Annotated in this window: 18 protein-coding genes; 13 read left to right on the forward strand and 5 right to left on the reverse strand. The window is 72.5% G+C overall.

Annotated elements, in window-relative coordinates:
- Positions 1–190 precede the first annotated feature (190 nt).
- The 5 genes from ACFQ6N_RS10670 to ACFQ6N_RS10690 all read left to right on the forward strand — a co-directional run bounded on the left by ACFQ6N_RS10670 (position 191) and on the right by ACFQ6N_RS10690 (position 6,062).
- Complete coding sequence (locus ACFQ6N_RS10670; protein WP_350521601.1) at positions 191–430, forward strand: chaplin; 240 nt, start codon at positions 191–193, stop codon at positions 428–430.
- Positions 431–746: 316 nt separating this feature from the next.
- On the forward strand, positions 747–2,390 hold the full coding sequence (locus tag ACFQ6N_RS10675; protein ID WP_380648379.1) for an RICIN domain-containing protein: 1,644 nt from the start codon (positions 747–749) through the stop codon (positions 2,388–2,390).
- 301 nt (positions 2,391–2,691) lie between these two features.
- Positions 2,692–3,987: a glycosyltransferase family 39 protein gene (locus ACFQ6N_RS10680; RefSeq protein WP_380648380.1), complete on the forward strand. Its 1,296-nt coding sequence runs from the start codon at positions 2,692–2,694 to the stop codon at positions 3,985–3,987.
- A 63-nt stretch (positions 3,988–4,050) separates the two neighbouring features.
- Positions 4,051–4,545: a MarR family winged helix-turn-helix transcriptional regulator gene (locus tag ACFQ6N_RS10685; protein ID WP_380648381.1), complete on the forward strand. Its 495-nt coding sequence runs from the start codon at positions 4,051–4,053 to the stop codon at positions 4,543–4,545.
- Between the two features lie 74 nt (positions 4,546–4,619).
- Complete coding sequence (locus ACFQ6N_RS10690; protein ID WP_380648382.1) at positions 4,620–6,062, forward strand: MFS transporter; 1,443 nt, start codon at positions 4,620–4,622, stop codon at positions 6,060–6,062.
- A 119-nt stretch (positions 6,063–6,181) separates the two neighbouring features.
- Here ACFQ6N_RS10690 and ACFQ6N_RS10695 read toward each other — a convergent pair whose 3' ends face one another.
- Positions 6,182–6,808, reverse strand: coding sequence for a hypothetical protein (locus ACFQ6N_RS10695; protein ID WP_380648383.1), 627 nt, complete (start codon positions 6,806–6,808; stop codon positions 6,182–6,184).
- Between the two features lie 303 nt (positions 6,809–7,111).
- Between ACFQ6N_RS10695 and hemL the strand changes: the two genes are divergently transcribed.
- From hemL to ACFQ6N_RS10730, 7 genes are all read left to right on the forward strand, one after another.
- The gene (gene hemL, locus ACFQ6N_RS10700) at positions 7,112–8,440 is read left to right on the forward strand and encodes a glutamate-1-semialdehyde 2,1-aminomutase (RefSeq protein ID WP_380648384.1); all 1,329 of its coding nucleotides are present in this window, start codon (positions 7,112–7,114) and stop codon (positions 8,438–8,440) included.
- 80 nt (positions 8,441–8,520) lie between these two features.
- Complete coding sequence (locus ACFQ6N_RS10705; protein ID WP_380648425.1) at positions 8,521–9,171, forward strand: histidine phosphatase family protein; 651 nt, start codon at positions 8,521–8,523, stop codon at positions 9,169–9,171.
- A gap of 218 nt (positions 9,172–9,389) precedes the next feature.
- The gene (locus ACFQ6N_RS10710; RefSeq protein WP_380648385.1) at positions 9,390–9,998 is read left to right on the forward strand and encodes a TlpA family protein disulfide reductase; all 609 of its coding nucleotides are present in this window, start codon (positions 9,390–9,392) and stop codon (positions 9,996–9,998) included.
- A gap of 2 nt (positions 9,999–10,000) precedes the next feature.
- The gene (locus ACFQ6N_RS10715) at positions 10,001–10,786 is read left to right on the forward strand and encodes a cytochrome c biogenesis CcdA family protein (RefSeq protein WP_380648426.1); all 786 of its coding nucleotides are present in this window, start codon (positions 10,001–10,003) and stop codon (positions 10,784–10,786) included.
- A gap of 2 nt (positions 10,787–10,788) precedes the next feature.
- The gene (locus tag ACFQ6N_RS10720; protein WP_380648386.1) at positions 10,789–12,630 is read left to right on the forward strand and encodes a cytochrome c biogenesis protein ResB; all 1,842 of its coding nucleotides are present in this window, start codon (positions 10,789–10,791) and stop codon (positions 12,628–12,630) included.
- A gap of 3 nt (positions 12,631–12,633) precedes the next feature.
- Positions 12,634–13,764: a c-type cytochrome biogenesis protein CcsB gene (gene ccsB / locus ACFQ6N_RS10725; RefSeq protein ID WP_380648387.1), complete on the forward strand. Its 1,131-nt coding sequence runs from the start codon at positions 12,634–12,636 to the stop codon at positions 13,762–13,764.
- A 141-nt stretch (positions 13,765–13,905) separates the two neighbouring features.
- Positions 13,906–14,295 carry a hypothetical protein gene (locus ACFQ6N_RS10730; protein WP_380648388.1) on the forward strand — a complete coding sequence of 130 codons (390 nt, stop codon included), beginning with the start codon at positions 13,906–13,908 and terminating at the stop codon, positions 14,293–14,295.
- Between the two features lie 15 nt (positions 14,296–14,310).
- Here the strand turns inward: ACFQ6N_RS10730 and ACFQ6N_RS10735 are convergent, their stop codons facing one another.
- On the reverse strand, positions 14,311–15,393 hold the full coding sequence (locus tag ACFQ6N_RS10735; protein ID WP_380648389.1) for a ScbA/BarX family gamma-butyrolactone biosynthesis protein: 1,083 nt from the start codon (positions 15,391–15,393) through the stop codon (positions 14,311–14,313).
- Positions 15,394–15,742: 349 nt separating this feature from the next.
- On the opposite strand from ACFQ6N_RS10735, the gene ACFQ6N_RS10740 reads away from it, so the two are divergent.
- Entirely contained in the window at positions 15,743–16,378 is a 636-nt protein-coding gene (locus ACFQ6N_RS10740) for a ScbR family autoregulator-binding transcription factor (RefSeq protein WP_380648390.1), read from the forward strand.
- 57 nt (positions 16,379–16,435) lie between these two features.
- On the opposite strand, the gene ACFQ6N_RS10745 is transcribed toward ACFQ6N_RS10740, so the two are convergent.
- From ACFQ6N_RS10745 to ACFQ6N_RS10755, 3 genes are all read right to left on the reverse strand, one after another.
- Positions 16,436–17,047 (reverse strand): ScbR family autoregulator-binding transcription factor, encoded by a 612-nt coding sequence (locus ACFQ6N_RS10745; protein WP_380648391.1) that lies wholly within the window; start codon positions 17,045–17,047, stop codon positions 16,436–16,438.
- Positions 17,048–17,283: 236 nt separating this feature from the next.
- Positions 17,284–17,493, reverse strand: a complete 210-nt coding sequence (locus ACFQ6N_RS10750; RefSeq protein ID WP_380648392.1) for an acyl-CoA carboxylase subunit epsilon — start codon at positions 17,491–17,493, stop codon at positions 17,284–17,286.
- 72 nt (positions 17,494–17,565) lie between these two features.
- The gene (locus ACFQ6N_RS10755; RefSeq protein ID WP_380648393.1) at positions 17,566–19,167 is read right to left on the reverse strand and encodes an acyl-CoA carboxylase subunit beta; all 1,602 of its coding nucleotides are present in this window, start codon (positions 19,165–19,167) and stop codon (positions 17,566–17,568) included.
- Positions 19,168–19,233 lie beyond the last annotated feature (66 nt).

Raw genomic sequence — 19,233 nt, forward strand, 5'->3', positions numbered from 1 at the left:
TCCGTGAGGGAGAACGAGGGACCGGGCGGGGGGAAACGGTCCGGCCGAAGTCGATCACCCGAATGCCGGTCGGGGGCTCCGTTGCTCCGGACGGGTGACACTGCGCGCACCGTCGCAACCGCTCCGGACGGGTGTCGTTCTTGATGTCGCACTCCCCGTGCATCTCTGTTTGAACAGTCAGGAGGCTCGCATGAGCATCAAGAAGACCGCCGCCGTCGGCGCGGCCGTGGTGGGCATCGTGGCCGCCGGCGCCGGCACCGCCATGGCCAGCTCCGGCGCCGAAGGCGTCGCCGCCGGTTCCCCCGGTGTCATCTCGGGCAACCAGATCCAGGTTCCGGTGCACGTGCCGGTCAACCTGTGCGGCAACACCATCGACATCGTCGGCCTGCTGAACCCGGCGTTCGGAAACCACTGCGCCAACGTGGGCTGAGCCCGTAACCCGGTTCGGCCGGGGTGAGCCGCCGTTCCGTGCTTCCCTCCTGGGGCGCGGGGCGGCGGCTCTTCGCATGCCCGGGCCCGGGGGCGTCGGTGCGCGTCCCGGTGTCCGTCCTGGCGCCCGCCCGGGAATTCGACCCCCCGTCAGTTCCCGTCGTTGTCACAAGCCTTGTTGCGTTACTTGTCAGTACCTAGAATGCGAGACCTGCTCACCTTTCAGCTCCCTTCTTGCACCGCCCCGCTCCTCTTGCACCGCGCCGCTCGGCGCCCCCGCCCGGGCGGCCCCCACCCCCCCCCGCAAGGAGTCGCGTGTGATCAGGTCCCGACTGTCGGCGCTGCTGGCCACCGGCGCCCTCGTCGCCACCCTCGGCCTGGCCGGCGCCCCCGCCGCCCTCGCCGATTCCGCCCCGAACCCGGCCCCGGCGCCCGGCGCCGCCAAACCGGCCGCGGTCGTCGCCCTCGGCGACAGCGCCATCTCCGGGGAGGGCGCCGGCACCGACACCAACGACGGCTACTTCCCGGAGACCGACAGCCCCACCAACTACTGCCACCGGCACCCCAAGTCGGAGATCTTCGTCACCGACATCCCCGGGGTCACCCCGATCGACCTCGCCTGCTCCGGCGCCCAGACCGGGGACCTGGTCAGTGACCCGGAGCTGGCGAAGATCACCGGCCCGGGCAGCGGCGACTTCGGCGAGCCCAAGCAGGACGTCAAGCTCGCCGACGCGGCCTCCCGGTACGACGTCAAGCTGGTCGTGGTGACGATCGGCGCCAACGACGACTTCGACTTCAGCGGCGTCATGCTGCAGTGCCTGGCGCAGTACTTCCCGGTCCCCAAGAGCCAGGGCTGCCGCGACACCATCGGCAGCGACGAGATCCGCCGCCGGGCCAAGGGAGTCCAGCCCAAGGTCGTCGCGGCGCTCCGGAACATCCGGCAGACCATGCGCAAGGCCGGCTACGCCGACTCCTCGTACCAGCTGGTCTACCAGTCGTACTTCAACCCGATCACCCCGGACATCCGGCGCAACGACTACCTCGGCAAGGTCGCCGACGGCTGCCCGGCCTTCCCCGAGGATCTCGCCTGGGGCCACAACTGGGTGGTGCCGACCTTCAGCGACGCGCTGCGCGGCGCGGCCGAGCAGGTGCCCGGCGTCCGGTACCTGGACCAGCGGCGGGTCGCCTTCGGGCACGAGGTCTGCGCGGAGTGGACCAGTTCCCCGTACGAGTACAGCAACGGGGACGTCATCAACCTCTCCGAGTGGGTGCGCAACGGCTGCGACTCGCAGATCGGCATCCCCGGGCTGTGCATGAATATGGTCCGCCAGTCGTACCACCTGCGGGTGGCGGGCTACCGCGGTGAGGGCGTCTGCCTCGGCCAGTTCTACGCCCGGCCCGAGCTGGCGCAGGCCTACTGCACGCTCAACCAGCGGAACACCACGTCGATCCAGCCGCTCACCCCGGGCAAGCCCTTCGGTGACGTCCCGGAGGACGGCGCCTGGTACCAGCTGACCAACGCCGCCACCGGCAACGTCCTGGACATCACCGGCGGCGGCACCTACGGCGACTCCACCGACGGACGGCCCGCCATCAGCTACCCGGCCGGCGGCAGCCTCAACCAGTCGTTCGTCCTGGAGGCCAAGGCGGGCGGCAGCTACGAGCTCGACTTCAGCGGCAACCGCGACATGTGCCTGGACGCCAACGCCGCCTCCACCGCCCCCGGCACCCGGATCCAGCAGTGGCGCTGCAACGGCGGCGGCAACCAGCACTGGGTGTTCACGCCGGCCGGCGACGGCCGCTACAAGATCGCCGACTCCCAGGACCAGGGCAAGGTCCTGTCCGCCGGCGGCTCCCTCGACGCCAAGGGCAACCCCTACGTCCAGCTCGCCGCCGACACCGGCGCGGCCGACCAGCTCTGGCAGCTCACCAAGTTCGGCATCGTCTACGTCAAGGGCTGACCACTCCCGACCCCGCACCACACTCCCGACCCCGCACCACACTCCCGACCCCGCACCACGCCCAGGCCGTCGCCGCCCCCGACCGGGCGGCGACGGCCGCGTCCGCCGGGTACGTGGTCCCGGGCGTGTGTGCGGCCCGGATCGAGCGCTTCGGCGTGGTGTTCGGCACGGGTGGCGTGGTGCTGGGAGGGGGTCCGGGGGCGTCAGGGGTTTTCGTACCGGGAGCGTGCCGTAGGCTCTCGGGAAAATCGTTGCGCCGGAGCCGCGCGGACCACGGGCGGGGCGGGAGTACCCAGAGCAGATGAGCACGGCATCGAGCACCGAGTCGGCCGGCACCGAGCCCGGGGCACCCGCCGCGGTGGACGCGGAGCAGCCCGAGGAGCGGTCCGAGGAGCGGACGGCGGGCCGGGCGCCCGGGCGGTTCGGGGCACTGGTGGACCGCTTCGCGCCCGCGCTGGGCGCGTACGCGGTGGTCAAGGCCACCGGCCTGACCGTCTTCATGCTGCTGCTCTCGCACACCGGGGACTACCTCAAGAAGCAGCCGGGCCGCGGCGGCGGCGCCAACGCCTGGGACGTGCTGGGCACCTGGGACGGCGTCTGGTACCAGCGGATCGCCGAGAACGGGTACGACCCGCAGCTGATCCCGCTGCACGGCTTCCCGCTGGCCACGTACTACGAGAACTCGGCGGCGTTCTTCCCGCTCTACCCGTGGCTGATGCGGCTGGTCGGCGCGGTCACCGGGCTCGGCCCGTACGGCTCCGGGATCGTGGTGTCGGTGCTCGCCTCGCTGGTCGCGGCGGCCGGGATCTTCGCGATCGCGGAGCGGCTGGGCGGTTTCCGGGCGGGCGTCACGGCCGCGGTGATCTGGGGTCTGTTCCCGGGTTCCGGGGTGGAGTGGGCGGTCTACTCGGATTCGTTGTTCGTCGCGCTGTCCGCCTGGGCCTGCTACTGCGTGATGACCCGCCGCTGGCTGTCCGCCGGTGTGCTGGCGCTGGTGGCGGGCCTGAACCGGCCGACCGCCGCCGCGCTGATCGCCGCCGTGTCGATCGCCGCGCTGGTCGCGCTGGTCCGCCGCACCGACGGGGTGGCCCGGCCGCTGACCGCGATGCTGATCACCCCCTGGGGGCTGATCGGCTACGTCGCCTGGGTCGGCTGGCGGATGGGCGACTGGGGCGGCTACTTCAAGCTCCAGCGCGGCGCGTGGAACCGCTACTTCGACGGCGGCGCCTCCACCCTCCGGTCGTTCATGGACGTGATCACCGGTCACTGGGACTTCTGGCAGTCCAACCCCGTCCCGGACCTGATCGCCATCGCCCTGCTGATCGCCCTGCCCGGGCTGCTGGTGCTGCTGTGGCGGGCCAGGCCGCCGCTGGTCCTGTGGGTCTACACGGCGCTCACCATCGCCACCGCGCTCAGCAGCAACCAGATCTTCGGCAACATCTCGCGCTACCTGCTGCCGGCCTTCCCGCTCTGCATCGGCCTGGCGTTCGCGCTGCGCCGGGTGCGGCTGTCCTCGCTGGTGGGGCTGCTCGCGATGCCCGCCGTGGCGGCGGGCTGGTACGCGGGCTATGCGCTGTTCGAGTTGGGCATCCCGTAGACCCGGTGTTGGTTGGCAACGGGATCATCCGGCAGCAGACGGGCCGTTGCTAACCTCGGACGTATGACGACGACCCCGCCCGTGCGCCGGATCCGCGACATCTCCGGACTGATGGACCACGCGAGCCACGTCCTGGCGACCCGGATGTCGGCCGCCTTCACCGAGCTCGGGATCACCCCGCGCGCGTACTGCGTGCTGTTCCACGCGCAGGAGGCCGAGCGCACCCAGATCCAGCTGGCCGAGCTGGCGGACCTGGACAAGACCACGATGGTGGTCACCGTCGACGAGCTGGAGAAGGCGGGCCTGGCCGAGCGCCGCCCGTCCGCGACGGACCGCCGGGCGCGGATCATCTCGGTCACCCCGGCGGGCGAGCGCGCCGTCGTGCAGGGCACCGAGATCGCCGACCGGGTGCACCAGGAGCTGCTGGAGTCGCTGCCGCAGCCCGAGCGCGAGGTGTTCGTCTCGGCCCTGACGCACCTGGTGGACGGCCATCTCGCCGAGCCGGTGGAGAGTGAACGCACCGTACGCCGTGCCCGTCGGCCCCGGGGCCAGTTCTGATCCGAGATAGATAGTCCCGAACAAAACAATCTGATAGCGTCCTACCCGGTACTCGACGAACCGGGAGAACCGCCATGACCACGCACGCCCCGGCCGCGACCGACGCGGCCCGCACGGCCCCCGCCCGCTCCCGCACGCTCGCCCTCGCGGTGCTCTGCGCGGGCATGCTGATGATCGTCCTGGACGGCTCGATCGTCACCGTGGCGCTGCCCGCGATCCAGGACGACCTGCACTTCTCGCCCGCCGGCCTGACCTGGACGGTCAACGCCTACCTGATCGCCTTCGGCGGCCTGCTCCTGCTGGCCGGCCGGCTCGGCGACCTGATCGGCCGCAAGCGACTGTTCGTCGCCGGGCTCGCCGTCTTCACCGCCGCCTCGCTGCTCTGCGCCCTCGCCACCGGGCAGGGGATGCTGATCGCCGCCCGCTTCCTCCAGGGTGTCGGCGGCGCGCTGGCCTCCTCGGTCAGCCTCGGCATGATCGTCACGCTCTTCCCCGAACCGCGCGAACGCGGCCGCGCGATCGGCGCGTTCAGCTTCGTCGGCGCGGCCGGCGCCTCGATCGGCCAGGTCCTCGGCGGGGTGCTCACCGAGGCCCTCGACTGGCACTGGATCTTCCTGATCAACCTGCCGCTCGGCCTCGCCGCCGCCCTGCTCGCGATCCGGGTGCTGGAGAACGACCGCGGCCCCGGCCTGCGGGGCGGCGCCGACGCCCTCGGCGCCGCGCTGATCACCGCCGCCCTGATGCTCGGCATCTACACCATCGTCGGCACCGGCGAGCACGGCTGGGCCTCCGCCCGCACCCTCGGCCTCGGCGCGCTCTCGCTCGCCCTGCTGGCCGGCTTCCTGCTCCGCCAGGCCCGGGCCGCCCAACCCCTGCTCCCGCTGCGGATGTTCCGCTCGCGCAACGTCTCCGGCGCCAACCTGGTGCAGGTCCTGACCATCTCCGGGATGTTCGGCTTCCAGATCATCGTCGCGCTCTACATGCAGCAGGTCCTCGGCTACGGCGCGGCCGCCACCGGCCTGGCGATGCTGCCGGCGGCGGCCTCCATCGGCGTGGTGTCGCTGCTGCTCTCCGCCCGGCTGAGCGCCCGGTTCGGCGAGCGTGCCGTGCTGCTCGCGGGCCTCGCCCTGCTGACCGCAGCGCTCGGCCTGCTGGTCCGGCTGCCCGCCGACGCCGACTACGTCGTCCACCTGCTGCCGACGATGCTGCTCATCTCCGGCGGCGGCCTGGTGCTCTCCGCGCTCGCCGTCCTCGGCATGTCGGGCGCCGGGCCGGAGGACGCGGGCACCGCCTCGGGCCTGTTCAACACCACCCAGCAGGTCGGCGGCGCGCTCGGGGTCGCGGTCCTCAGCACCCTCGCGGGCGGCCGGACCGCCGCCCTGGCCGCGTCCGGGCACTCCGCGGCGGACGCCCTGACCGGCGGCTTCCGGCTCGCCTTCGCGGTGGCCGCCGGCCTGCTCGCCGTGGCCCTGGTCCTGGCCGCCACCGTCCTGCGGCCGACCGGGCAGCAGTCCTGACGGGCAGTCAAACCAGCTCACCCCGGCCCGCGTTCGGCGGAGTCCGGGGTGGAGTGGCGAGCGGTGACGTCGTGAAGTCGTGAAGCGGTAAGGCGGTGAAGTCGTGAAGCGGTGAAGCGCTACGGCCAGACCAGGCAGTACAGCTGGTGCCCGGCCTCGTGCAGCCGGTTGGCGAAGTCCTGCCACTCGTGCAGCATGCTGTAGATCACGAAGGCGTCCCGCGGACCGCGCCGGTCCGGGACGGTCGACCAGATGAAGGCGGCGGCGCCGAGCTCGGTCTCGTCGGCCTTGCGCAGCGGCTCGACGACGTTGTGGGGGAGCTGGACGACGGCGTAGTCCGGGTGCAGCACGACGAGTTCCAGCGGCGGCACCTGGTGCAGCGGGACGCCCTGGATGCCGGTGAGGACCATGGCGCTCATGGTCTCCGGCTTGATCTTGGTGGAGAGGTGGCCGTTGGGGGAGCCGCTGGTCTCCATCAGGTCGCCGAGCCGCCCCAGCGAGCCGAGCTCGCCGGCGTCCAGGCCGAGCCCGCCCGGGCCGAGGGCGGTGGGGACTCTGGCGGCGGTCGCGCGGTCGGGGGCTCCGAAGTACTTGTACGTCACCCCCACGCGTCCCTCACCCCGCCTCTCGCCGCCGCGGCGGCCACGACCCGTACCCGCTCCCGTACCCCCGCGTGCGGTTTCGGCCGGTCGGCGGGAGCCCCCCGCCTCGTCGTAGCCGTCCTGCGCCTCGGACACTCGGACCATCCTCACCGGAATTCGCCGGAATCGACAGACCCCCGCACGTCCGGCGTCCCTCCGGACGTGCTCCTTACCCGTCATGCGCCGCCGTACCCACTCGCGGTACGCGGCAGTCCTACCCACACCCCTGCACACATCCGGAGCGCTCGCGCACCCTGTGTGTCCACAGTCTGACTGGTCCGTCCCGGGGAGCGGTCAGCGGCCCCTCCGGTACGGACTGTACGGACAACCGTACAGACAACGGTGCCCGGATCATCGTTCCAGATGATCGGGTCCGACATGCAGAGCGCAAGGACACGATTTGAGACCATGTCTTTTGTGAGCTACCCCTACGAAGCCCCCCAGTCCCAGTCGCTGTTCGACCGCGCCTCCGTGGTGACGCCCGGCGGCGTCAACTCCCCGGTGCGAGCCTTCCGCGCGGTCGGCGGCACGCCGCGCTTCATGGTGTCCGGCACCGGCCCCTACCTCACCGACGCCGACGGCCGCGAGTACGTCGACCTGGTGTGCTCGTGGGGTCCGATGATCCTCGGGCACGCGCACCCCTCGGTGATCGACGCCGTCCAGCGGGCGGTCGTCCACGGCACCTCCTTCGGCACGCCCGGGCAGGGCGAGGTCGAGCTGGCCGAGGAGATCGTCGCCCGGGTCGCCCCGGTCGAGCAGGTCCGCCTGGTCTCCTCGGGCACCGAGGCCACCATGTCCGCGATCCGGCTGGCCCGCGGCTTCACCGGCCGGGCGAAGGTCGTGAAGTTCGCCGGGTGCTACCACGGTCACGTGGACGCCCTGCTGGCCGCCGCCGGTTCCGGTGTGGCCACCTTCGGGCTGCCGGACACCCCGGGCGTCACCGGCGCCCAGGCCGGCGACACCATCGTGCTGCCGTACAACGACCTGGCCGCCGTCGAGCAGGCCTTCGCGGCCCACCCGGGCGAGATCGCCTGCGTGATCACCGAGGCCTCGCCCGGCAACATGGGCGTCGTCCCGCCGCTGCCCGGCTTCAACGCGGGCCTGGCCCGGCTCTGCCAGGAGAACGGCGCGCTGTTCGTCTCCGACGAGGTGATGACCGGCTTCCGCGTGTCCAAGGCCGGCTGGTACGGGCTGGAGGCCGCGAACGAGGGCTGGGCGCCGGACCTGCTCACCTTCGGCAAGGTCATGGGCGGCGGCTTCCCGGCCGCGGCCTTCGGCGGCCGCGCCGACGTGATGGCGCACCTGGCCCCGGCCGGCCCGGTCTACCAGGCGGGCACCCTGTCCGGGAACCCGATCGCCACCGCGGCCGGCCTGGCCCAGCTGCGCGGCTGCACCGACGAGGTGTACGCGACGGTGGACAAGGTCTCCGCCGAGATCTCCGGCCTGGTCTCTGCGGCGCTGGCCAAGGAGGGCGTGGCGCACCGGATGCAGACCGCCGGGAACATGTTCTCGGTGTTCTTCACCGAGGCCGCCGTCACCAACTACGACGAGGCCAAGACCCAGGAGGCGTACCGTTTCACCGCCTTCTTCCACGCGATGCTGGCCGAGGGCGTCTACCTGCCGCCGTCCGCCTTCGAGTCCTGGTTCGTCTCGGCGGCCCACGACGAGCGGGCGATCGAGCGGATCGCGGCCGCCCTGCCGGCCGCCGCGCGCGCCGCTGCCGCCGCCACGGCCTGACCGCCGGACAGGCCCAGCCCACCCCGAGCCCCAGGAGCAGTTGAGAAGTGAGCGCCAAAGAGATCACCGTCGTCCACGTGATGCGGCACGGCGAGGTGCACAACCCGGAGGGCGTCCTCTACGGCCGCCTGCCGGACTACCACCTGTCCGAGCTGGGCCGGCAGATGGCCGACCGGGTGGCCGAGGACCTGGCCGGCCGGGACATCACGCACGTGGTGGCCTCGCCGCTGGAGCGGGCCCAGGAGACCGCCGAGCCGATCGCCAAGGCGCACAGCCTGGACGTCGCGGCGGACGCGCGGCTGATCGAGGCGGAGAACGTCTTCGAGGGCAAGACCTTCGGGGTCGGCGACGGCTCGCTGCGCAACCCGGGCTACTGGAAGTACCTGACCAACCCGTTCAAGCCGTCCTGGGGCGAGCCGTACCTCGACCAGGTGGTGCGGATGATGGGCGCGCTCGGCGCCGCCCGGGACGCGGCGCGCGGGCACGAGGCGGTCTGCGTCAGCCACCAGCTGCCGATCTGGATCCTCCGCTCCTTCGTCGAGCGCCGCCGGCTCTGGCACGACCCGCGCAAGCGGCAGTGCTCGCTGGCCTCGCTGACCAGCTTCACCTTCGAGGACGACCGGATCGTCTCGGTCGGCTACCGCGAGCCGGCCCGCGACCTGCTGCCCGCGCACCTGGTGGGCAAGGGCCGCAAGGGTGACAAGCCGGTGGGCAAGAGCTTCGGCGCCTAGCCGTCCGCGAGGCGCCCCGGCGCCCTGCCGTACGGGTGTGCGAGCGCTGTCACGCGCCCGCGCGCACGGCGCGTAAGCGGTACGTAAGTATGACTTCGGGTCACCTGGCGAACGCCGGGTGGCCCGATTTCGTCGCAGGTCAGGGGCGGTGCGACACGTAAGGCAGGACCCCCCGGAACCTGCCCGGAACTCCATGCGAAACTTTTCACATGTCTGCCATGGCGCGCCCCCGTCCCCGTGTCGCCGCAGCCGCTGCCGCCACCGCCGCCGCCGCTGCGCTCGCCCTCACCGGATGCTCCTCCGCGGGCTCCTCGGGCAGCGGCGAGGGCCAGGTCGGCTTCGTCACGGTCAAGGGCACCAACCTCTCCAAGGCGACCGCCGGCGACCGCGGGGCCGCCCCGGAGATCGAGGGGGAGACCCTGGAGGGCGGGCAGGCCAAGCTCTCGGACTACCGGGGCCAGGTCGTGGTGCTGAACGTCTGGGGTTCCTGGTGCGGTCCGTGCCGGGCCGAGGCGAAGAGCCTCCAGGCCGTCGCCGACAAGTACAAGGACCAGGGCGTCCGGTTCCTCGGCATCAACACCCGGGACACCGAGAAGGGCAACGCCGTCCGCTTCGAGCAGGAGCAGGGCGTCACCTACCCGAGCATCTTCGACCCGGCCGGCACCCAGCTCCTCAAGTTCCCCAAGGGCAGCCTCAACCCGCAGTCCATCCCGACCACCCTGATCGTCGACCGCGACGGCAAGCTCGCCGCGCGCGCCGTCGGCGGCACGACCCAGGACGCGCTGGAGTCGATCCTCCAGCCGGTGGTCGCGGAGCAGAAGCAGTGAGCCTGCCGCCCCTGCACCCGGTCGGACTCCAACTGGCCGACACCACCTCGACCGTCCAGAGCGGCGCGCTGCTGGTCGCCGCCCCGGTCGCGCTGCTGGCGGGCCTGGCGTCGTTCTTCTCGCCCTGCGTGCTGCCGCTGGTCCCCGGCTACCTGTCGTACGTGACCGGCTTCTCCGCCGCCGACCTCGCGGACGCCCGCGGCACCCGGCGCGGCCGGATGCTGCTCGGCGTGGTGCTGTTCATCCTCGGCTTCACCGCGGTCTTCGTCTCCACCGGCGCGCTGTTCGGCTACTTCGGCCAGGAGCTCCAGGACTACAAGCGGACCATCAACATCGTGCTGGGCTCGCTCACCGTCCTGATGGGCCTCGCCTTCATGGGCCTGGTGCCCGGGCTGAGCATGCGCGAGGTCCGCTCGCACCGCCGCCCGGCGGTCGGCCTGCTGGGCGCCCCGATGCTCGGGGTGGTCTTCGGCGTCGGCTGGACGCCCTGCATGGGCCCGACCCTGACCGCCGTGCAGAACCTGGCGCTCAACCAGGCCGACGCCCAGCGTGGCGCACTGCTGACGACCTTCTACTGCCTGGGCCTCGGCGTACCGTTCATCCTGGCCGCGGTGGCCTTCCGCCGGGCGCTGGGCGCCTTCGGGTGGGTCAAGCAGCACTACCCGCTCGTGATGCGGATCGGCGGCGGCATGCTCGTCGCCGTCGGTCTGCTGCTCGTCACCGGGGCCTGGGACTCCATGATGAGCCAGCTGCAGTCCTGGACCGCCGACTTCCGGATCGGAATCTGACCGTGAGCAACACCACGACCGAGACCGAGCAGCCCCCGGCGCCGGACGAGACTGCCGCCGAGCGGCTCAGCACCGCGCCGGTCGAGTCCGACGGCCCGACCGGCATAGGGGCGTTCGGCTGGGCGCGCTGGATGTGGCGCCAGCTGACCTCGATGCGGGTCGCCCTGATCCTGCTCTTCCTGCTCTCGCTGGCCGCCATCCCGGGCTCGCTGATCCCGCAGTACCAGAACGGCCAGGGCCAGCTGAAGGTCGAGGCCTGGAAGGCGCGGCACGGCACCGTCGCGCCGATCTACGAGAAGCTCCAGCTGTTCGACGTCTACAGCTCGATCTGGTTCTCCGCGATCTACATCCTGCTGTTCGTCTCGCTGGCCGGCTGCATCGTCCCGCGCACCTGGCAGTTCGTCGGCGTGCTGCGCTCCCAGCCGCCCGCCGCGCCGCGCAACCTGACCCGGATGCCGGTGCACGCCGTCTGGCGCACCGGGGCCGACGCCGACACGGTGAACGCCGCCGCCCACCGGCTGCTGCGCAAGCGCGGCTTCCGCGCCAACCTGTCCGGCGGCTCGGTCGCCGCCGAGAAGGGCTACCTGCGCGAGGTCGGCAACCTGCTCTTCCACCTGTCGCTGTTCGCGCTGCTCGGCGGCTTCGCCTGGGCCAGCCTGGCCTCGGGCACCGGCGGCAAGCTGATGGTCGAGGGCGAGGGCTACTCGAACACCATCACCCAGCTCGACGACTTCAACGGCACCCGGTTCTACGGCAACCAGGACCTCGACCCGTTCTACCTGAAGCTGGACGGCTTCACGTCCAAGTTCCAGACCAAGGGCGACCAGATCGGCGCGGCCCGGCAGTTCACCGCGAACGTCGAGTACTACGCGGGCAGCGACCAGTCGAAGCTGAAGAAGTCCACGATCGAGGTCAACCACCCGCTGGAGATCGGCGGCAGCAAGGTCTACCTGATCGGCCACGGCTACGCCCCGGTGGTCACCGTCCGCAACGACAAGAAGGAGATCGTCTACCAGGGCGCCGTCCCCTTCCTCCCGCAGGACGGCAACCTGACCTCGACCGGCGTCGTCAAGGTCTCCGACTACGGCACCGGCCCGGACGGCAACCGGACCCAGATGGGCTTCTCCGGCTTCTTCCTGCCGACGGCGCCGCTGAGCTTCGAGGGCACCGGCCCGGTCTCGCTGTTCCCCGGCGACGCCGCGCCCGAACTGGTGCTGAACGCCTTCGCGGGCGACCTCGGCACCGACTCCGGCCTGCCGCAGAACATCTACCAGCTCAACACCCGCAAGCTCACCCAGCTGACCCAGGACGGCCAGCCGGCCAAGGCCCGGCTCAAGCCCGGCCAGGGCTGGGACCTCCCCGACGGCTACGGCTCCGTCACCTTCGAGGGCTACAAGCAGTGGGCGAGCTTCAACGTCTCGCACCGCCCCGGCAACGAGATCGCCCTGGCCGGCGCCGTGCTGGCGATCCTCGGCCTGATCGGCTCGCTGTTCATCCAGCGCCGCCGGATCTGGGTGCGGGCGGTCGCCCTGCCGGGCGGCGGCACCCAGGTGGAGCTGGCGGGCCTGGCCCGCAGCGAGTCGGCGAAGATCGCCGAGGAGCTGGCCGAACTCGCGGTGGACCTCCAGGACGACGCCCCCGCCTCGGAGGAGGACGACGACGTTCCCGCCTCGGAGGACGACGCCCCCGCCGGCTCCGGTGACCCCGGGCCCGACCCCGAGCCCGACCCCGAGGGGAAGGAAGCCCACGCCTCCGCCCCCGCCCCCGCCGCATCCGGCGGTCCCGACCCCGAGGCCGAGGCCTCAGCCCCCGCAGTCCCTGCCGACCAGAACTCCAAGGAGTAGACGGTGCAACTCGCCTCGGCGGTCGACCCACAGCTGGCCGACCTCTCCAACAAGCTGATCTATTCGGCGATGGTGGTCTACACGCTCGCCATGTTCGCCCACATGATCGAGTGGACCTTCGGCAGCAGGGGCGCCGTCGCGGTCCGCTCGAAGGAGCAGGCCGGCACCCTCGCCGAGACCGTCGCCACGGTCGAGAAGAAGGCCGCGAAGAAGGTCACCGTCACCGTGGCGGGCGCCGGCGGCGGCACCACCACGCTCACCCGCACCGCGGTCGCGGGCGAGGGCGCGACGGTGGTCACCAGCGGGCGCGCCGCCGAGGAGGAGGACGGTCCGGGCGCGGCCGGCACCAACGAGAAGGCCGACCTGGCCGGCCGGATCGCGGTGTCGTTCACCGTGCTGGCGGTGCTGCTGCACGGCGGCGGGATCGTCGCCCGAGGCCTGTCGGTGTCCCGCTGGCCGTGGGGCAACATGTACGAGTTCTCCTGCGCCTTCGCCTTCGCGATGACGGCCGCCTACCTGGTGCTGCTGGCCGCGCGGAAGAAGGTCCGCTGGCTCGGCCTGCCGGTCGTCGTCGCGGTGCTGCTGACCCTCGGCATCGCCACCACCACGCTGTACACCGACTCCGAGCAGCTCGTCCCGGCCCTGCACTCGCCGTGGCTGGCGATCCACGTCTCCACCGCGATCTTCTGCGGCGGCGCGTTCTACGCGGCGTTCATCGCCACGCTGCTGTACCTCGGCAAGGACTCCTTCGAGAAGCGCACGGCGGCCGGCCTGACCACCGGGCCGCTGGGCACCTCGGCCTCGATCTGGCGCCGCCTGCCCGCCGCGTCGACCTTCGACAAGCTGTCCTACCGGATCAACGCCCTGGTCTTCCCGCTCTGGACCTTCACCATCATCGCGGGCGCGATCTGGGCCGAGGCCGCCTGGGGCAAGTACTGGGAGTGGGACCCGAAGGAGACCTGGTCGTTCATCACCTGGGTCGCCTACGCCTGCTACCTGCACGCCCGGGCGACGGCCGGCTGGAAGGGCCGCAAGGCCGCGTACCTGGCGCTGGCGGCCTTCGCCTGCTGGCTCTTCAACTACTACGGCGTGAACATCTTCGTCACCGGCAAGCACTCGTACGCGGGGATCTGACCGGGGCACAACCACCCACCGGCCCGGCTTTCCACACGAGGTGGCCGGGCCGAGGTGCGACAGGGGTAGTTCGTGCCGGCCGTCCCGTGCCGGCACGGGGAGCAACGAGGAGGAAATCGCGCAATGGAGTGCGACGAGGTCATGCTGACCGTCCGAATCACCGCCGCCGAGCGCATGCTGCTCCGCCGGCTCGCCCAGGGACACCGGAGCGACGTGTCCGAGGTGGTGGCGGACGCCCTACTGGACATCATCCCCACGCTCAGCGCCCCGGGGGACGCCTACCGGCTGCTGGGCGCGTTCGCGACGCCGGCGCCGTGCGCCCTGACGGTCTGGCTGCCGACCGCGCTGGCCGACCTGCTGGTGCCCGGCGCGGCCCGGATCGCGCAGATCACCGAGGTCCGGGTCGAGTCGGCCAGTGCCGCCCTGGGCGCGGCGCTGCGGCTGTGGCTGGCGCAGGACCCGGTCCGGCTGGCGACCAACCTCAGCGTGATGCACGCCGGGCGGCCGGCCTCGGCCCTGGTGGCCGCCTGACGGCCCCGGCCGGTGTCAGCTGGCCAGCGGCAGCCGGGCGCCGCGCAGGCCCGGCGCGGTGGGGCGGCCGTCGAGGGCGTCCCGCCGGGCCGGCACCGTCGGGCCCTCGGCGGGCCCGTCGGACGGTTCGGTGAGCAGCCGGCACTCGGCGGCCGTCCGTCCGTCCTGGATCAGCTGGACCCGTACGGGCAGCCGGCGGCCGTCCGCGGCCGGCTCGGGGACGGCCCGGACGAAGCAGGGCCGGTCCAGCTCGATGTAGTGGTCGAAGGAGGTCACCAGCTCGACCGGTACCACCGGCTCGGGGTGGCGCAGCCGCTGGGCGGCCTGCCGGGCGGCCTCCAGCACCAGCATCCCGGGCACGTGGTCCAGCTCGTGGTCGAACAGCACCGGGTGTGCGGCGTCGGCGCGCAGCAGCCAGGTGTCCGGCCGCAGGGTCGGGCTGAGCACCACGTCGGCGGACTGCGCCCGGCCGACGAGTTCGGGCGCGGTGGGGGCGGGCGGCCGCGGCAGGGCGCCGGCCTGCCGTCCGGGGCCGCGCAGCCGGGCGTAGGAGTCGGGGCAGAGCACCCGCAGCCGGCCCTCTCCCCGGCCGACCGGGCCGCCGTCCCGGGTGACCTCGGCGCGCACCCGCAGCGAGGCCAGCCGGCCGTGCCGCATCCGGACGTCCTCGCAGCCGACGGCCAGCATCAGCGAGGCCGGCCCGGCGGTGACGGCCAGGCCGGGCAGGCCGGGCCCGTCGAGCGCGTAGGAGAGGTCCTCCATGACGAAGTGGTGGCCGCGCGGCACCCCGAACCCGGCGTGGCCGATCAGCAGCCCGGCCTGCCGGACGGTCTCGGCCAGCAGCACCGGGTCGTGGTAGCGGTCCCCGGGCAGCCGGTAGAAGCCGTGCAGCCGGGGCCACTGGGCGCCGATCAGGAAGTCGTACGGGCCGGTGGCCTGCCAGCCGGTGAGGAAGACCTCGGAGACCGACGCGCGGTGCACCAGGTGCCGGGAGACCGTCCGGTCGTGGAAGTCGTAGCCGGGGGCGCCGCCGGGGCCCGCTCCGGGGCCGGGGTGGGCGTAGGCGCCGTGGGGGTCCGGCTCTACGATCGATGGCATGACTGGCCCCCGCTCCAGGGTGTCGGTCGAGCGGCCGTCATGGACGCCCGAGCAAAACATACATACCACCCGGTTTGTGTTCGGCGACTGGGGGGTGCCCCGGTCGCACAGCCCGGCGTGCTCACGCTACCCGCCCGTGGACTGGGCTGATGCCCCGCAGGGGGACCGCAGACCTTGGGCGGGGGGCCGTCCCCGCTGGACGGCGGGGGAGGCCTAGGCGCTAGATTAGATACCAACCATGCGGTTTCGGTCGCGGCCGTCCGCATGCGAGTGCCGCTCCCCGGAGGGGGCGCGCCGACAACAGCCGGGCGGGGCGGGAATCGCGCCCGGTCGAGTCCGGAGGGGGCCAGTGGTCAAGCAGGAACGGGCTGGGCGGACCCGGCAGGCCGTGCTGCTCGCCGCGGCGGAGACCTTCGCGCAGGTGGGCTTCGAAGCCGCCAGCCTGGTCGACATCAGCCGTCGGGCCGGCGTGAGCAAGGGCGCCCTCTACTTCCACTTCGTGTCCAAGCAGGCCCTCGCCGACGGGGTGCGCTGCGCCTCCGGGCGGGAGGTCGGCTCGGCCGCGCTGCGCGCCCTGCGCGCCGACGGGCCGGCCCTCCAGGGGCTGATCGACTTCTCGCACGAGCTGGCCCGGATGCTGCGCGAGGACGTGGTGGTGCGGGCGGGCGTCCGGCTCGGCCGCCAGGCTCCGCGCCGTGACGACGCCCCGGACGGCCCGCCCGGGCCGCCCGGCCCCGACGCCACCTGGCGCAGCCTCACCGCGGTCGTCCACCGGCTGCTGGACCGCGCCGCCGACGCCGGAGAGCTGTGCTCCGGGGTGGACCGGCGGGCCGCCGCCGAACTGCTCACGGCAGTCGCGGCCGGCCAGGTGCTGCTGGCGGGCGAGGAGGCCGACCGGCCCCGGCCCGAGGCCGTGCGCAGGGTCTGGACGGCCGCGCTGCCCGCCCTGGTGGCGGCCGAGGACCGGGCCGGCTACCGGGTCTGAGCCGGGGCCGGGGTCAGACCTGCCCGGGGTCGGGCACGTGCACGGTCAGGTGCGTGGTCAGACGCGCTCGGCCACGCTCAGCCGGGCGAGCGCGTGCGGCTGGACCAGGCCGGGCAGCAGCAGCATCCACAGGTCGGCCAGCCGCTGGATGAGGTCCTGCCGGTCGGCCAGCACCTGGGAGCTCAGCTGGATCCCGGTGACCGCCCCGGTGATCACCCCGGAGGCCGCGGCCAGGTCGATCCCGGGGTGGAGGTCGCCGGCGTCCCTGGCGTGCTCCAGCAGCTCCCGGACCAGGTCCATCCAGCCCTGGTAGGCCGCGATCTGCGGCTGGGTGAAGCTGCCGTGCTCGATCGTCAGCCGGATGCTGCCGCGCACCAGCGGGTCGTTCTGCAGGGCGCGGGCGAAGGCGTACGCGAGGTCGATCAGGTTCTGCACCGGGCTGTCCGAGGCCGGCGCCCAGCCGGAGATCCAGGCGCCCTGGCCCTCGATGACGGCGAGCGCCAGCTCCTCCTTGGAGCGGAAGTGGAAGTACAGCGCTCCCTTGGTGACGCCGGCGCGGTCCAGGATCTCGGACATCGTCGCGGCGGCGTAGCCCCTCTCGTCGAACACCTCGGCCGCCGCGAGGAGTACCGCCTGGCGGGTCGCCAGCGCGCGGGCCTGCCTGGCCATCGCAGCCTCCCTGGAAAGTTCTGGTACCTCGGCAGCGGCCGATCCTATGGGGGCCGACGGGGTGGCGGAGACATACCGTCCAGTACGCATCCTACCGAGCCGCCGCCGGGCGGGTCCGGCCCGTGACCGGCGGGAAGGCGGGCGGGGCGGTCGCGGCGGCGGCCCGACGCGGGGGGAACGCCCGACGGCCGGTCACCCGAAGGGGGTGACCGGCCGTCGGTGGAAGCCGCGGGCCGTCAGGCGGCCTGCTGCCAGCTGACCGGCGAGTAGTAGGCCGGGCGGCGCTCCAGGCGCTGCCAGTTGGCGATCGGCTCGATCGGCGAGGCGGCGGCCGCCTGCTGCGCGACTGCGGCGCGCGCCATCAGGACGGCGGTCAGGGCGGCGAGTTCCTCGTCGGTGAGGCTGCCGCGGACGATGCGGACGAGCGGTTCGGCGGAAGCGGTCATGTTCTGGTTTCTCCCCCGGTTGCTGTGGTCTGAGGTGGCTCTCGGTGCGGCGTGCCGTGGCGGACAGCGGTGCTACATCGGCGGGTTGCCGTGCTTGCGGCTGGGCAGGTCGGCGTGCTTGGTACGGAGCATGGCCAGGGCGGAGGCGATCACCTGGCGGGTTTCGGCCGGGTCGATGACGTCGTCCACGAGGCCGCGCTCGGCCGCGTAGTACGGGTGCATCAGCTCGCTCTTGTATTCCTTGATCTTCTGGGCGCGCATGGCGTCCGGGTCCTCGGCGGCGTTGATCTCGCGCCGGAAGATGACGTTGGCCGCGCCCTCGGCGCCCATCACGGCGATCTCGTTGGTCGGCCAGGCGTAGGACAGGTCCGCGCCGATGGAGCGGGAGTCCATCACGATGTAGGCGCCGCCGTAGGCCTTGCGCAGGATCAGCGAGATGCGCGGCACGGTGGCGTTGCAGTACGCGTACAGCAGCTTGGCGCCGTGGCGGATGATGCCGCCGTGCTCCTGGTCGACGCCGGGCAGGAAGCCGGGGACGTCGAGCAGGGTGACCAGCGGGATGTTGAAGGCGTCGCACATCTGTACGAAGCGGGCGGCCTTCTCGCTGGCGTTGATGTCCAGCACGCCGGCCAGCGACTGCGGCTGGTTGGCGATGATGCCGGTGACGTGGCCGTCGACCCGGGCCAGCACGCACAGCACGTTGGTCGCCCAGCGCTCGTGGACCTCCAGGAACTCGCCGTGGTCGACGATCTCCTCGATCACCTTGCGCATGTCGTACGGGCGGTTGCCGTCGGCGGGCACCAGGTCCAGCAGGCTGTCGTTGCGCCGCTCGACCGGGTCCTCGCTCATCACGGACGGCGGCATCTCGCGGTTGTTCTGCGGCAGCAGCGAGAGGAGGTAGCGGACCTCCTCGATGCAGGACTGCTCGTCGTCGTAGATGAAGTGGGCCACACCGGAGACGCCGGCGTGCACGTCCGCGCCGCCGAGGCCGTTCTGGGTGATCTTCTCGCCGGTCACGGCCTGGACGACGTCCGGGCCGGTGATGAACATCTGCGAGGTCTCGCGGACCATGAAGACGAAGTCGGTCAGCGCGGGGGAGTACGCGGCGCCGCCGGCGCACGGGCCGAGCATCACCGAGATCTGCGGGATGACGCCGGAGGCCTTGGTGTTGCGCTGGAAGATGCCGCCGTAACCGGCCAGCGCGGTGACGCCCTCCTGGATGCGGGCGCCGGCGCCGTCGTTCAGCGAGACCAGCGGCGCACCGGCCGCGATGGCCATGTCCATGATCTTGTGGATCTTCTGCGCGTGGGCCTCGCCCAGGGCGCCGCCGAAGATCCGGAAGTCGTGCGCGTAGGTGAAGACGGTGCGGCCGTGCACGGTGCCCCAGCCGACGACCACGCCGTCGGTGTGCGGCTTCTTGGCCTCCAGGCCGAAGCCCTGGGCGCGGTGCCGGCGCAGCGGCTCGACCTCGTGGAAGGAGCCCTCGTCGAGCAGCAGCTCGATGCGCTCGCGGGCGGTCAGCTTGCCCTTGGCGTGCTGGGCCTCGGTGGCCTTGTCGCTGGGGCCGCGGCGGACCTTCTCGCGCAGCTCGTGCAGCTCGGCGACCCGGCCGCGGGCGTCGGCCGGGACCTCGGGGACCTCGCCGTCGACCGGCGCCTCATGCACAACCGTCATCTCGAACCACTCCAAGGGTGAGGGAACTGTCCGACAGCCAACGTCTGCTGTGCCCCCGGCCGCCAA

Source organism: Kitasatospora sp. NPDC056446 (assembly GCF_042796115.1).
Lineage (GTDB): Bacteria > Actinomycetota > Actinomycetes > Streptomycetales > Streptomycetaceae > Kitasatospora.

Excerpts from the sequence above, each read along its gene's own strand:
- ACFQ6N_RS10690 (WP_380648382.1), top strand. The coding sequence starts at position 4,620 with ATGACCACGCACGCCCCGGCCGCGACCGACGCGGCCCGCACGGCCCCC.
- ACFQ6N_RS10730 (WP_380648388.1), top strand. The coding sequence starts at position 13,906 with ATGCTGACCGTCCGAATCACCGCCGCCGAGCGCATGCTGCTCCGCCGG.
- ACFQ6N_RS10685 (WP_380648381.1), top strand. The coding sequence starts at position 4,051 with ATGACGACGACCCCGCCCGTGCGCCGGATCCGCGACATCTCCGGACTG.
- ACFQ6N_RS10745 (WP_380648391.1), bottom strand. The coding sequence starts at position 17,047 with ATGGCCAGGCAGGCCCGCGCGCTGGCGACCCGCCAGGCGGTACTCCTC.
- ACFQ6N_RS10750 (WP_380648392.1), bottom strand. The coding sequence starts at position 17,493 with ATGACCGCTTCCGCCGAACCGCTCGTCCGCATCGTCCGCGGCAGCCTC.
- ACFQ6N_RS10705 (WP_380648425.1), top strand. The coding sequence starts at position 8,521 with ATGCGGCACGGCGAGGTGCACAACCCGGAGGGCGTCCTCTACGGCCGC.
- ACFQ6N_RS10735 (WP_380648389.1), bottom strand. The coding sequence starts at position 15,393 with ATGCCATCGATCGTAGAGCCGGACCCCCACGGCGCCTACGCCCACCCC.
- ACFQ6N_RS10680 (WP_380648380.1), top strand. The coding sequence starts at position 2,692 with ATGAGCACGGCATCGAGCACCGAGTCGGCCGGCACCGAGCCCGGGGCA.
- ACFQ6N_RS10755 (WP_380648393.1), bottom strand. The coding sequence starts at position 19,167 with ATGACGGTTGTGCATGAGGCGCCGGTCGACGGCGAGGTCCCCGAGGTC.
- ACFQ6N_RS10670 (WP_350521601.1), top strand. The coding sequence starts at position 191 with ATGAGCATCAAGAAGACCGCCGCCGTCGGCGCGGCCGTGGTGGGCATC.
- hemL (WP_380648384.1), top strand. The coding sequence starts at position 7,112 with ATGTCTTTTGTGAGCTACCCCTACGAAGCCCCCCAGTCCCAGTCGCTG.
- ACFQ6N_RS10710 (WP_380648385.1), top strand. The coding sequence starts at position 9,390 with ATGGCGCGCCCCCGTCCCCGTGTCGCCGCAGCCGCTGCCGCCACCGCC.
- ACFQ6N_RS10695 (WP_380648383.1), bottom strand. The coding sequence starts at position 6,808 with ATGGTCCGAGTGTCCGAGGCGCAGGACGGCTACGACGAGGCGGGGGGC.